The organism is Pseudomonas sp. Emmai (assembly GCF_055179735.1).
Window position 1 is genome coordinate 6,158,171 of record NZ_CM143685.1, and the last position, 13,081, is coordinate 6,171,251.

Sequence of the window (13,081 nt, forward strand, 5' to 3'; positions counted from 1 at the left end):
CTATTACTGGTACTGCTGAACAGGCTGCCCCTGCTGCTGATACTGCTGGCCCGGAATTGCCTTCAGGTTGACCTCGACCCGACGGTTCTGCGCCCGGCCATTGACGTCACCGTTGCTGGCAATCGGGTTATCCGGCCCGGCACCGCGTGCCGACAGGTTGGCCCCGCTCACACCTTGGGAGGTCAGGTAAGTCGCCACGCTCTGGGCGCGACGCTGGGACAGGTCCATGTTGTGCTGGCGAGCACCCGTACTGTCGGTGTAGCCGACGATCTCGATCTGGTTCTGGCTGAATTCCTTGAGCGAGCCCGCCAGGTTGTTCAACGGCTGGTAGAAGCTTGAAGCGATGTTCGCCGAATCAGTGGCAAAGGTGATGTTACCCGGCATGATCAGCTTGATCTGATCGCCCTGGCGCTGCACCTCAACCCCGGTATTGGCCATGCTGGCCCGCAGCTTTTTCTCCTGCTGGTCGGCGTAGTAACCGTAACCGGCGGCGGAAGCCCCCACGACCGCAGCGCCAATCAACGCGCCTTTACCACGGTTATCGTGACCGATGGCGGCACCGGCCAACGCACCAGCCAAGGCGCCGAGGCCACCGTACTTGGCGGTTTTGCTCATGCCCTGGGAGCCGCTGTCGGCCTGTCCCTGGTTGTCATAAGGATTAGGTGAAGCGCAGCCGGACAACAGGGCCACAGCCGTTGCGACAATAATCAAACGCTGCTTGGTGAACATGAAGAGCTCCTACTTTTGCATTCTGTGGTGCAACGGGCCCAGGCATCGGCCTATGCGGGCGTTGGATCATTGGCGCGAGTAAAAATTCCACTGGTTACAATTCAGGCACGCACAAAAGGGTTCTCGCGCATCTCATCGCCCAGGCGCGTGTCCGGACCATGCCCGGTGACAACGATAGCTTCCTCGTCGAGGGTATACAGCCGTTGCTTGATCGAACGCACGATGGTCGCCTGATCGCCACCCCACAAATCCGTGCGCCCTACCCCGCGCTTGAACAGCGTGTCACCGGCAATCAGCAGCTTAGCTTCTGAAAACCAAAAGCTCATGGAACCTGGCGTATGCCCCGGCGTATGAAGCGCCACACCGCAACCGCAGGCCAGTTCTTCGTCATCGGCCAGCCAGCGATCCGGCGCTGGTACGGGCGTGTAAGGCACGCCGAACATTTGGCATTGCATCTCTAGATTGTCCCAGAGGAATTGATCTTCTTTGTGCAGGTGCAGGGTGGCGCCGGTTTTCTCTTTCAACTGACCGGAGGCGAGGAAGTGATCGAGGTGCGCGTGGGTGTGGATGATGCTGACCACCTTCAGGCCCAGGGCGTCGAGCCGGGCCAGGATCAACTCGTGATTGCCGCCGGGATCGACGACGATGGCTTTTTTAGTGATCGGGTCGCCGATGATGGTGCAGTTGCACTGCAAAGGGCCAACCGGAAAGGTTTCGCGGATAAGGGCTGTATTCGGGGTTTGCATGGGTTTGATCCTGATGCCAAGGCTGGGTAATGCAGTTGTGATCCGCAAAATTGATAGGTTATCCTCGCGCCGCGCCGATTTTGAAACAAGACGGCAGGAAGCCAATGCCCTTTCAATAGAACATGCACTCGTCGATAAAGTGTCCTTTTCTGTCTGCACCGCGCCGCAACATACCGTCCCTGCGAGGCGCCGACCTCCCCAGAGGGCATCCTGACGCGCTGGTTCAAACGACTCTTGAAGCGTTTTTTTGTAACGCTCAACTCAAAAGGATAATGCCATGCAAGACGACTATCTCTTTCGCCAGGAAGACCGCGCCGAAAACCCGGGTCTGAACCATGCCTGAGCAGCCGATCGACTTCACCTGTAAAACCGCCTGCGCTTTTTTGGCAGGACGCTCGCACCTCGAGACTCAAACGCCTTGCCTGGAGTATGTCGCGGCCAGAGCCTCGAACGAAGTGACCTGCATTTCATTGGCCGATGGCGCCGTCTCCCGTGCCCGATCCGATATTGGCGCCCAGGTAGCGGTCACCGCGACCCTGGGTTTTGTCTGCAAGAACTTTGAAAGCCTCTGGCAGAACATGGACAAACACAACGCGAAGGCAGCCCAGCGCCTGGTTAATCGCTGCCTTGACGCGTTCAGGCGCAAATCTGCAAAACTGGGCTGCGAGATCAGCGACCTGGCCTGCACCCTGTCGTTCGTCGCTTACTCAAAAGGCCGTTACCTGGCAGGCCACTTGGGTGACGGCATCATCGCGAGCGTTGATTCGGACGGTCAACTCCAGACCCTTTCTCCTCCAGAAAACGGCGAACTCGCCAACACCACGCTGTTTCTGACGGATCCCAAATCAGCGTCGCGGCTCAGGCTGTGCCGAGGGCAAATCGAAGCAACGGCGGGCTTTGCGATCATGAGCGATGGCTCAGCTGAAAGCCTCTATGACAAAGCCAGCGCCGTCCCCGCCCCGGCGATCCAGAAGCTGCTGGAGTGGAATGCGACGCTACCCAGAAAGAAAATCAAGGACGTGTTGGCCGACAACCTTCAACAGTCCATCGCCAGCAAAACCGCGGATGATTGCTCCATTGGCTTACTGTCGATCCTGAAACGCGATGGGCAACGTCAAGGCGTGGGTACTGGCGAGGCAACGTGAGCGATAACCTCCGACTCAAGACCCACCTTGTATCGGAGGTATTTCAAACGCCGACTACTGCAAGACACCCAACTCTTTCGCCCGGGCGACCGCTTGCGTGCGCCGCTCCACCCCGAGTTTGCTGTTGATATGGCTGGCATGGGTCTTCACGGTGTGGAGCGAAATAAACAGCTGATCGCTGATTTCCTGGTTCGAGCAGCCTTCGGCGATCAACCGCAGCACGGCCAGCTCGCGGTTGCTGAGGTTTTCCGCGCCTGGGGATAACTCCAACGCGGGACGCGCGGCGGTGACGGGCAGTTTCTCCAAAAGGTTTTGCGAAACAGCGGTCGACGCACCGAGCTGCAGTTGTCCACGCAACCAATCCGGATGCTCGGCCAACAACCCGTCGAACGGTTGCAGCACACCACCGGCCGCGGCTTCCAGTGCCTGGGCCAACGCCTTGCGGGCTTCGGGCTCGCGCCCGCCCGCCAGCAGCAACGTAATTTTCTGCGTCAGCGCCATCACGCTGAGCATCTGTCGACCCGATTGTTGCCCATGCTCGAGCAGCGCATTCAATCGCCCTTCCGCCAGCATCGGCTGGCCTTTGATCACGTCCAGCAAAGCTTGCTGCAATTCGATGTGCAGGGGCAGTTGCGGATGGAATTCCGGGGGGGCAGCGGCGCGTTCGCCGTTGTAGGTCTGGCCCAGGCGGGCGAGCCAGGCTTCGGCGAGGTCGGTGCGGCCCTGGGCCAGCCAGAGTTCGCATTTGACCAGAGTGATCATCGCCAGGTAGTAGATCGGCGGGACGTCCCAGATGTGCATCAGCCGTTCGGCTTCGGCCAGTTCGGCGAAGGCCTTGGCGAACTCGCCGCTGTTGCCCTCGAGCCGGGCGATCACACAGTGGCCGATCAACACGCTGATGTCGCGGCAGGCCCGGGCTTCGCCCAGACCGGCCTGCAAACGCAGTCGGGCGGCCTGAGGTTGCGAGCGCAGGGCCAGCAGAAAGCCTTCGTACAAGATCAGACGGGCGCGTACCGCATAGAGCCGTTGCGGCGACAAACCGTGCAGCCGTTGCAGACCCTGGCGGACCTCATCCAGCGAGCGCAGGATCTCCCCGCGCGCCTGCAACACCCGGGCGCGGTCGTAATGGGCCAAGGCCTCGAACAATGGATTGCCGACCCGTTGCGCCAACTCCAGGGACTCGCGATTCAAACCCCGGGCGCGCCACAGGTCGCCATCGGCAATGGCCAGGTTGGACAAGGTCGAGAGGCACATCAGGCGCTGGCCATAGCGCTTGGCCGGCAGGCTCTCCAGCGCTTCGGTGCAATAGAGCAGCGTCAGTTCACGATTGCCGCGCCCCCGGGCGATGATCCCGCTCAGGGCCAGCCATTGCGCCAGCATGGACTTCTGGGCTGTGGCCGACGGGGCTGGCAGGAAGCGACTCAGGTGATTGGCCAGTTCCTCGGCGGCATCCAGTTGGCACGCCAGCCCCAGCGCCCAACTGTAGAGCACGATCAACCGAGGCGTGCTGATCAGCAGGCTGTCGGGCAAGTCCATTTTCCAGCGCAACAGCATGCCGACGTTTTGCTCGGCCAGCAGTTGTTCTTCCGACAGGTTTTGCACCAGGTTCGCCGCGACATCCAGATGCCCGGCACGCAAGGCCTGCTCCACCGCTTCATCGAGCAAGCCCTGGGCGTTGAACCAGCGGCAGGCGCGCAAATGCAGGCTCGCGGCCGGCACCAAAGCCTGGGTCTTGGGCCGCGTGCGCAGCAAGTCGGAAAACAGGTGGTGATAGCGATACCAGTGACCATGCTCATCCAGCGGCACCAGAAACACTTGATGGGCCAACAGGAAACCCAGGATTTCAGCGCTGTCATGGGCCTCGCGCACCGCGTCGCACAGCTCGCTGCAAAAACGCTCCTGGGGCGCTGTGTCATAGAGGAAGGCCTGCACCTCGGCCGGCAAACAGTCGATGACTTCTTCCAGCAGGTAATCGCGGATCAGCCCTTCCCCGCCATGCAGCGACTGCGGTAACGCGCCATCGCTGCCCGCTTCGGAGGCCGCCAGCAACCAGAAACGCAGGCCCGCCACCCAGCCTTCACTGCGCTGGATCAGGTTTTCCAGGGCTTCGCCGCGCAACGAATTGCTGTGGCGATCGAGCAGGGTCAGGGCTTCGTCGTGGGTCAGGCGCAGGTCTTGCTCATGCAGTTCGAGCAGTTGCCGCGACAGGCGCAGCCGCGCCAGGTGCCAGTCCGGACGCTGGCGGCTGGTGACCATGACCAGCAGGCCATCGGGCAGGTGATTGAGGAAGAATTGCAGACAGCGATCGAGTACCGGGCCCTGGGCCAGGTGATAGTCATCCAGCACCAGCAACAGGGGCGTGATCGGCGACAGGTGCACGGCCAGCTCATCGAGCAAACCGTCCAGCCACTCCTCGAACGCAAAGGGTTGATGGCGCTGGCGCATTTTCAGCAGCCCGAGCGCCTTGCTGCCCAACTGCGGAAAGTAATCCTGGAGGCCTTCGAGCAGGCGCTCGAGGAAACGTCCCGGATCGTTGTCCCGCGGGCTCAGCCCCAGCCACAGGCTTTGCCAGTGCGCCGGCAAGCCCTGACAGAACTCCACCGCCAACGAACTCTTGCCAAACCCGGCCGGGGCACTGACCAACAACAATCGACCACCCAGCCCGGCACTCAGCCGCTCGCACAAGCGCGGCCGCAGCACATGGCCATCCGGCAGCGGCGGTCGGAAGAAACGCCCGTCCAGTGCCGCGACGGCAACGCTTGCAGGACCCGGAAGTGGGGACAGATCAGTCATGGCCGGCTCTTGTTTGAAATGCTGTTGGCGGCGTTACAGATGTCCGCAGACTAGCGGTAAACGAAGAGGTATTGAAGGTAGCTGCTACAAATGGCTACAAAAAGACCGTAGGAGCAAGGCTTGCCCGCGATTGGGGCTGGCGCGATGTATCGGGAATCATGCGGTGTTGGTACGGACGCCATCGCGAGCAAGCTTTGCTCCTACGGGGGCGTGGTGGGTCAGGCAAAAAAAAACGCCCCGAACCAGTCGGGGCGTTTTTCGAGGATGCGGCCTCTGTCTACAGCGTGTTAGCGAACACCATCCTGACGCAGTGCAGCCGGGGTGAAGTCGCTGGTGGTGGCGGTGAAGCCGAAGTCATACGCCGACTTCTCTTCGTTCTTCATGCCCAGGGCCAGGTAGCGACCCGATTGCAGGTCATACAGGGTTTCCAGGGCGTACCACGGCACTTGCTTGTCGTAGTAGTTCTCGGCGTGGGCTTCTGCCACGCGCCACAGCTGATTGCGACCGTCGTAATGGTCGATCACCGCTGCCTGCCAGGTGTCTTCGTCGATGTAGAAGTCACGTTTGGCATAGATGTGGCGCTGACCTTCCTTCAGGGTCGCCACCACATGCCAGACCCGGCGCAGCTCGTAACGAGCCAGGTCCTGGTTGATGTGGCCGGCCTTGATGATGTCGGTGTATTTCAGCTTCGGATCGTCGAGTTTGTAGCTGTCGGAGGCGATGTACATCTCTTTCTTGCCTTCGAGTTTCCAGTCGTAGCGATCCGGCGCACCGTTGTACATGTCCAGGTTGTCGGAGGTACGCAGGCCATCGGCGGCGGTACCCGGCCCGTCATAGGACACTTGCGGGGCGCGACGCACACGACGCTGACCGGCGTTGTAGACCCACGCCGAACGCGGTTCCTTCACCTGGTCGAGGGTTTCGTGCACCAGCAGCACACCACCGGCCAGACGTGCCGGCGCAGTCACTTTCTGCTTGAAGTAGAACAGGATGTTGCCCGGGTTTTTCGGGTCGTAGTCCTTCATCTTGTCGCGGAACACGAACTGATCCTGGAAGTACACCAGGCTGAACGAGCCGTTCGGTTGCGGCGTGGCCTGGGTCACCAGACGGGTCACGCTGCCGCCGCGATAGCGGGTGATGTGGTTCCAGATGACTTCGACGCCGCTCTTCGGAATCGGGAACGGCACGGCGGTTTCGAAGTTTTCCAGGCCATTGCCGCCGGACACCAGGTTGGTGTTGGTGGCGTTTTTCTTGATGGCGGCGAACACGTCATCCGGCACGGTAGCGCCGCGATGGGACGGGTAGACCGGCATCTTGAAGGTTTCCGGGTAGCGCTTGAACATCGCGTACTGGCCCGGGGCAAGCTTCTCTTTGTATTGGTCGACGTTCTGCGCAGTGATGGTGAACAGCGGTTTTTCACTGGCGTACGGGTCGGACAGGAAGCCCTTGCTGTCAACGCTGCCGGCATTCTTTGCCAGGGGTTTCCAGGCTGGAATGGAACCGTCGGCATTACCCGCCATTTCGGCGCCCATCGGCGTCAGGCTCTTGCCCAGTTTGTCCGCTTCCGCGGCAGGCACCGCGGCCATGACACTTGTCGCCAGCAGCGAAAGCCCCAGAACACCGGCGTGGAACAGACTCTTTGTTATTTTCATAGGTGTGTTCGTCCTGAAAAAGCAGTGCTTAGAAGTTCACGCCGAAGCTGAGCGCGACGAAGTCACGGTCATCCACGGTGGTGTACTTGCCATCAAAGAAATTGGTGTAGGCCAGGCTTGCGGTGTAGGTGTTCTGGTATTCGGCATCGACACCCAGGCTGACCGCTTTGCGACCTTCCTCGAAGTTGCCGCCAGGGCCAGGCGAGTAACCGCTGACGTCATGGGACCAGGCCACGTTCGGCTTGAGGTTCACCCCGGCAAACACGTCGTTGTATTCCCAGATGGCACGACCGCGGTAGCCCCACGAGGTGGCCGTGGTGAAGCCTCCGTTGGTGCAATTGCGGCTGCGGTTGTTCTGTGGCGAACCCGGGCCGGCGCCGTTGATGGTGCTGGCGTTGAGGATGTTGGCGCAGGTATCGGTGCCGCCGGTGGCGGGCAACTCACCCGGACCGTAGACCGGATCACGGCCGTAGCGGACATCGGACGTGCTTTCCAGGCCGCCGACGTGGGTCACGCCCACTTCGCCCACCAGGGTCAGACGGCTGGCGCCCATGACCTGGTCAAAGAAGTGCGTCAGGGTGGTCTGGAACTGGGTGATTTCCTTGCGGCGATAACCGTGCAGGTCCTGACCCGGTACGCCGGTCAGCAGGGACGCGTTGGACAACGCGCCACCGATAGGACGGACGCCGGCGAACAGGATGTCGGTGGAGTTCAGTTGCACCGGTGCGTTCGGACGGTAGCTCAGTTCACCGCTCCACGCCGTACCGGTAGGCAGGGTGGTGGAGAAGCTCAAACCGTACAGGCGGATGTCTTCCGGGTATTCGACGAAGTATTCCGAATTGCCTGCCACCAGCAGCGGTGCGAGTGCGGCGAACGGCCCTGGCAGCGCCCGTGCAGTGTTGTAGACCGACTGCGGGGCACCGGTGGCGCTGAAGATCGGCGCACGGCTGTGGTAGTTCATGAAGTAGGCGCCGAACTCGGTGTCGAGCGGGTCGAACATGTACTTCAGGGACGCGCCCCACTGGCCGCTGTCACGGGCGTCACGATCGCCACCGCGCTTGACCAGCACACCTTCTTCGTTGACGTCCACGCCATTGGCGGCCAATGGGCCCAACGCGATGGCTGGGATCTGCGAACGCTTGTTCAGCACGCGCAGGTTGCTGTCGCAACCGTCGGCAATGATGTCTGCCTGAGAGAAGAATGTGCCGCAGTTATCGACGACGGTCTGGTCCCACTCGAGCTGGTAGAACGCTTCGGCCGACAGGCTATCGGTCAGGCTCTGGGACACGTAGAACATGTTGACCGGAATCAGGCCTTCCTTGATCTCGGCGCCCGGACGACGGAACGCAGACACGTCGATCGGGTTGATCGAGTTGATGCCGCCGCCGATGAAGGTACTTTCACCCCAGCTCACGACCTGCTTGCCCAGACGCACGGAGCCCGGCTGATCGGCAATGGAGTAGTTGTGGTAGACGAAGGCGTCGAGGATCTGCCCACCGGCGGACTTGGCGCCTTCCTTGCGGTTGTTGTCGCTGATGTCCTTGAACTCGCGACTTTCGTCTTTCAGTTCAAAGTCGTACCAGTACTTGCCGCGGACGAAGACCCCGGTGTCGCCGTATTTCAATTCGAGGTCGTGGATGCCCTTGAAGATTTTCGAGAAGGTTTCCCCGCTCTTGAAGTTTGCGTGACCGTCATCGGACGTCTGGGACAGGCCATGGCCGCCGTTGTTGACGCCGATAAGGTTCTTGTTGGGACTCTGAGTAGACCAACTGGCACCGATCGACAGTGATGAGTCGAACTGACCTTCGATTTCACCGACGTTGAAACTGACGCCGAATGCAGGCCCGGCGAGCGAAGAGGCGATACTGACCGCCAGGGGCAGTTTCGCCCGGCGCCAGAACTGGTTTACTGATGTCATCGACGCTACTCCATGTGCATTATTGTTATGGCAGTGAGTACTTTTAAAAACGTTGTGGATGACCGAGAGCCAAGGCGTCCCGAATTCAATCCCAATGTGCATCGCCCCGTTTGTGCGTGTGCTCCGTTCTTAAAAATCCTTGAGCGGACTATAGCCAGCAGGTAGTACTGCTTGATCCCTCTAAAGTGTGATTTGCAGCTGCCGGCCACTCTGGAACAGTCCTTTCGCCAGTCCGACACATGTCGGCACGGCAAGGATGGCTGAAAATTCGGATTTCACAAGCCAAGCGCTTGCTTGGTGGGGCTGGCGTGCCCTTTCGGGCGCGCCAGGGAAGGTCAGAACACGCTCAAAGCGTCGAGAGGAAGGTGCTGTTGTTGGCCTGCCATTCGGTGATGTCGAGGCGGATGCGCTTCTTGTCGAGCTTGCCGACGCTGGTCTTGGGAATTTCAGTAACAAGGGCAATCTGGCTCGGGATGGCCCACTTGCTCAGATGCCCCAGCTCGACGAACGGCTTGAGGTGCTCCTTGAGTTCACGAGCCCCGATCTCATGCCCTTCGCGGATCACCAGCAGCGCAAACGGCCGCTCGCCCCACTGCGGATCGGCAATCCCCACCACTGCTACTTCACGTACCGCTACGTGACGGCTGATCAGGTCTTCGAGGTCCAGGGACGAGATCCACTCGCCGCCGGTCTTGATCACGTCCTTGATCCGGTCGCGAATGTCGATCACGCCCATGCTGTCCAGGGTCGCCACGTCGCCGGTGTGCAGCCAGCCGCCAGCCCAGAGCTCGGCGCCCTTCTGTGGTTCGTTGAAATAACCTTCGGTGAGCCACGGCGCGCGCAGCACCAGTTCGCCCTGGGTCTCGCCATCGGCGGGCAGGAAATTGCCGTCAGTGTCGACAATGGCCGCCTCTACCAGTGGCCCCGGCACGCCGGCCTTGATCCGATAGGTCGTGCGTTCGTCTTCGGTGCCGGCCATCAATTCGTCATTGAGGTGCGCGCAGGACACCAGCGGCCCGGTTTCCGACATGCCATAAGCAGCGGTCAATTGAATGCCCTTGGCCTTGGCGGCTTCGTACAGCGTGCGGTTGAGCGCACTGCCGCCGATGACGATTTTCCAGCCACCGAAATCAGTGTCTTGGGCGCCTTTGGCGTTGAGGACCATTTGCAGAATGGTCGGCACGCAGTGAGAGAAGGTGACTTTCTCTTTGCGCCACAACTCCACCAGGTATTCCGGGTCGTAGCGGCCGGGATAAACCTGCTTCAGCCCGAGCATCGTCGCCACATACGGCAAGCCCCAGGCGTGCACATGGAACATCGGCGTGATCGGCATATAGACGTCGTTGGTGCCCAGCAGCCGCACGCTGTCGATGGCGCCCATGATGGTCGACACGCCCATGGTGTGCAGCACCAGTTGCCGATGGGTGAAGTACACACCTTTGGGATTGCCGGTGGTGCCGGTGGTGTAGAAAGTGGTCGCGACCGAGTTTTCGTCGAAATCCTGGAAGTCGTACTGGGTGCTCGCAGCGGCCAGCAGTTGCTCGTATTCGCCGACAAGGTTCGGCAAATCGGCGGTTTTTTCTGGCAAGTCGGTCAGCAGCAGGGTTTTCTCAACCGTGGTCAGGTGCCCGGCGATGGCCTGGTACAGCCCCACAAACTCACTGTTGACCAGCACGAAGCGGTCCTCGGCGTGGTTCATGGTGTAGAGGATCTGTTCCGGCGACAGGCGCACGTTGATGGTGTGGATCACGGCGCCAATCATCGGGATGGCGAACATGCATTCCAGGTACCGATGACTGTCCCAGTCCATCACCGCCACGGTGTCCCCGGCCTTGACCCCGGCCGCCGTCAACACATTGGCCAGCCGTGCGACCCGTTCGATCAGGGTCGGATAGCTGTAGCGCAGCTGGTCGCGGTAAATGATCTCGCGGGTTTTCTCGTAACGAGCGCCGGACATCAGCAGTCGTTTGATCAGCAACGGATACTGGTAGGCGCCTTCGGCGGGCGGGATAACGCGAGTCTGCAACATAAGAATCCCTTTTCTGACTACACGGTCTTGGCTTGGAAGATAAGCACTCTAGAGCCCTTATACGCCAACCAAATCAGCCAAAGGTATGATTTGCAGAACCGTACAAATGCTAGCTTTGCGCCAGCATTTGGTAGGATCCGCGTTTGATCAATGCATCTCGGTGAACGCGAGTTTCACGCCGATGGCGATCAGCACCGCGCCCATGGTCCGGTCGAACCAGTGGCCCATGCGGGCGAAACCGGCGCGAACCCGTTGTTGGCTGAATAACCTGGCCACCAGGCAGAACCACAACGCCGTGGCGAACGCGAGGTAGATCCCGTAGCTGGCCTGCACGACCAGTGGCGTGTGCGGGTTGATCACCACGGTGAACAGCGACAGGAAGAACAGCGTGGCCTTGGGGTTCAGGCCATTGGTGACGAAGCCCGAAGTAAACGCGCCACGGGCGGTACGCTCGCCGACTTCCTTGTGCAGGTCGTCCGACACCGGTTTGGCCGGTTGTGCCCGCAATGCCTTGAAGCCGATGTACAACAAGTAGGCGGCCGCCGCCCATTTCAAGGCGTTGAACAGCACAATCGACTGGGACACGATCAGGCCGATGCCGAGCAGCGAATAACCGACGTGCAGGAAAATCGCCGTGCCCACACCCAGCGCGGTCCAGGTCCCGGCGCGGCGACCGTGGGTCACGCTCTCACGCACCACCACGGCAAAGTCCGGGCCGGGACTGGCGACGGCCAGCAGGTGAATCAGGGCGACGGTCAAGAATTCTGTCCAGTACATGGGGGGCTCCTTGGGGAAACTTGGTCGAAAAATAGCGCGAGCAAACTCAATTTCTATGGCTTGCATCACACCTGTGGCGAGGGAGCTTGCTCCCGTTCGGCTGCGAAGCAGTCGTAAAACCGGAAAACGCGGTCCGCCTGATAAAACTCGGCTGCCTGGGTTGGGGCTGCTACGCAGCCCAGCGGGAGCAAGCTCCCTCGCCACAGGTACCGCACCGGCCTTTAAAGTGGCTTGGGGGCGATGAGTAACCATTTGTTTCATCTGGTAGGCTCGGCAGATTACGCCTTCAGTTCATTGCACAAAAGGTACAGTTGATGACGAACACTCGCCGCGCCGTTTTCCTCGACCACCCGTCCCTGGACCTGGGCGACCTCGACCTGACGCCATTGCGCGATTGCTTCAGCGACTTGCAGTTGTTCGCCCAGACCACGCCGGATCAGGTGATCGAGCGCCTCAAGGGCGCCACCGTGGCCATCAGCAACAAGATCCTGATCGACGCCGCCGCCATCGCCGCCAGCCCCGAACTCAAGCTGATCCTGATCACCGCCACCGGCACCAATAACGTCGACCTGGCCGCCGCCCGCGCCCACGGGATCACCGTGTGCAACTGCCAGGGTTACGGCACGCCGTCGGTGGCCCAGCACACGATCATGCTGTTGCTGAACCTCGCAACACGCCTGGCCGATTACCAGAAAGCCGTCGGCGAAGGGCGCTGGCAGCAGGCCAAACAGTTCTGCCTGCTGGATTACCCGATCGTCGAACTGGAAGGCAAAACCCTCGGCCTGCTCGGTCACGGCGAACTGGGCGGCGCCGTCGCGCGATTGGCCGAAGCCTTCGGCATGCGCGTGTTGCTGGGGCAGATTCCCGGCCGCCCTGCCCGCCCGGATCGCTTGCCGCTGGATGAACTGCTGCCGCAAATCGACGCCCTGACCCTGCACTGCCCGCTCAACGAACACACCCGGCACTTTATCGGCGCCCGTGAACTGGCTTCGATGAAACCGGGTGCCTTCGTGGTCAACACTGCCCGCGGTGGCTTGATCGACGAACAGGCCCTGGCCGACGCTTTACGCAACGGTCACCTGGGCGGCGCGGCCACGGACGTGCTGAGTGTCGAACCGCCGGTCAACGGCAACCCGTTGCTGGCCGCTGACATTCCCCGACTGATCGTCACACCGCACAACGCCTGGGGCAGTCGCGAGGCGCGGCAGCGCATCGTGGGCCAGTTGACCGAAAACACCCAGGCGTTCTTCAGCGGTAAGGCACTGCGGGTCGTCAGTTGATAAACTGCCGCA

Annotated in this window: 9 protein-coding genes; 2 read left to right on the forward strand and 7 right to left on the reverse strand. The window is 60.9% G+C overall.

Annotated elements, in window-relative coordinates; translation table 11 throughout:
• Window positions 1-3 precede the first annotated feature (3 nt).
• Both ACY4LX_RS28225 and ACY4LX_RS28230 read right to left on the reverse strand, forming a co-directional pair.
• On the reverse strand, window positions 4-729 hold the full coding sequence (locus ACY4LX_RS28225) for a YiaD family glycine zipper/OmpA-like lipoprotein (RefSeq protein ID WP_149661105.1): 726 nt from the start codon (window positions 727-729) through the stop codon (window positions 4-6).
• A 101-nt stretch (window positions 730-830) separates the two neighbouring features.
• Entirely contained in the window at window positions 831-1,475 is a 645-nt protein-coding gene (locus tag ACY4LX_RS28230; protein ID WP_348134017.1) for an MBL fold metallo-hydrolase, read from the reverse strand.
• 335 nt (window positions 1,476-1,810) lie between these two features.
• Between ACY4LX_RS28230 and ACY4LX_RS28235 the strand changes: the two genes are divergently transcribed.
• Window positions 1,811-2,620 (forward strand): PP2C family serine/threonine-protein phosphatase, encoded by an 810-nt coding sequence (locus ACY4LX_RS28235; RefSeq protein WP_348134019.1) that lies wholly within the window; start codon window positions 1,811-1,813, stop codon window positions 2,618-2,620.
• 54 nt (window positions 2,621-2,674) lie between these two features.
• On the opposite strand, the gene ACY4LX_RS28240 is transcribed toward ACY4LX_RS28235, so the two are convergent.
• The 5 genes from ACY4LX_RS28240 to ACY4LX_RS28260 all read right to left on the reverse strand — a co-directional run bounded on the left by ACY4LX_RS28240 (window position 2,675) and on the right by ACY4LX_RS28260 (window position 11,789).
• Entirely contained in the window at window positions 2,675-5,413 is a 2,739-nt protein-coding gene (locus ACY4LX_RS28240; protein ID WP_463258446.1) for a LuxR C-terminal-related transcriptional regulator, read from the reverse strand.
• A 287-nt stretch (window positions 5,414-5,700) separates the two neighbouring features.
• Window positions 5,701-7,065, reverse strand: coding sequence for a DUF1329 domain-containing protein (locus ACY4LX_RS28245; protein WP_149661109.1), 1,365 nt, complete (start codon window positions 7,063-7,065; stop codon window positions 5,701-5,703).
• Window positions 7,066-7,093: 28 nt separating this feature from the next.
• A complete protein-coding gene (locus ACY4LX_RS28250) occupies window positions 7,094-8,983 on the reverse strand; it encodes a DUF1302 domain-containing protein (RefSeq protein ID WP_463258447.1) in 1,890 nt (629 codons plus the stop codon).
• A gap of 346 nt (window positions 8,984-9,329) precedes the next feature.
• The gene (locus ACY4LX_RS28255) at window positions 9,330-11,012 is read right to left on the reverse strand and encodes a fatty acid--CoA ligase (RefSeq protein WP_463258448.1); all 1,683 of its coding nucleotides are present in this window, start codon (window positions 11,010-11,012) and stop codon (window positions 9,330-9,332) included.
• Window positions 11,013-11,159: 147 nt separating this feature from the next.
• Window positions 11,160-11,789 (reverse strand): LysE family translocator, encoded by a 630-nt coding sequence (locus ACY4LX_RS28260; protein ID WP_463258449.1) that lies wholly within the window; start codon window positions 11,787-11,789, stop codon window positions 11,160-11,162.
• Between the two features lie 314 nt (window positions 11,790-12,103).
• Here ACY4LX_RS28260 and ACY4LX_RS28265 point away from each other — a divergent pair, with 314 nt between their 5' ends.
• Entirely contained in the window at window positions 12,104-13,069 is a 966-nt protein-coding gene (locus tag ACY4LX_RS28265; RefSeq protein WP_463258450.1) for a 2-hydroxyacid dehydrogenase, read from the forward strand.
• The last annotated feature ends 12 nt before the right edge of the window (window positions 13,070-13,081 follow it).

Bases quoted from the DNA above. Each gene is read 5' to 3' on its own strand.
- ACY4LX_RS28225 (WP_149661105.1), bottom strand. From the start codon at position 729: ATGTTCACCAAGCAGCGTTTGATTATTGTCGCAACGGCTGTGGCCCTG.
- ACY4LX_RS28230 (WP_348134017.1), bottom strand. From the start codon at position 1,475: ATGCAAACCCCGAATACAGCCCTTATCCGCGAAACCTTTCCGGTTGGC.
- ACY4LX_RS28235 (WP_348134019.1), top strand. From the start codon at position 1,811: ATGCCTGAGCAGCCGATCGACTTCACCTGTAAAACCGCCTGCGCTTTT.
- ACY4LX_RS28240 (WP_463258446.1), bottom strand. From the start codon at position 5,413: ATGACTGATCTGTCCCCACTTCCGGGTCCTGCAAGCGTTGCCGTCGCG.
- ACY4LX_RS28245 (WP_149661109.1), bottom strand. From the start codon at position 7,065: ATGAAAATAACAAAGAGTCTGTTCCACGCCGGTGTTCTGGGGCTTTCG.
- ACY4LX_RS28250 (WP_463258447.1), bottom strand. From the start codon at position 8,983: ATGACATCAGTAAACCAGTTCTGGCGCCGGGCGAAACTGCCCCTGGCG.
- ACY4LX_RS28255 (WP_463258448.1), bottom strand. From the start codon at position 11,012: ATGTTGCAGACTCGCGTTATCCCGCCCGCCGAAGGCGCCTACCAGTAT.
- ACY4LX_RS28260 (WP_463258449.1), bottom strand. From the start codon at position 11,789: ATGTACTGGACAGAATTCTTGACCGTCGCCCTGATTCACCTGCTGGCC.
- ACY4LX_RS28265 (WP_463258450.1), top strand. From the start codon at position 12,104: ATGACGAACACTCGCCGCGCCGTTTTCCTCGACCACCCGTCCCTGGAC.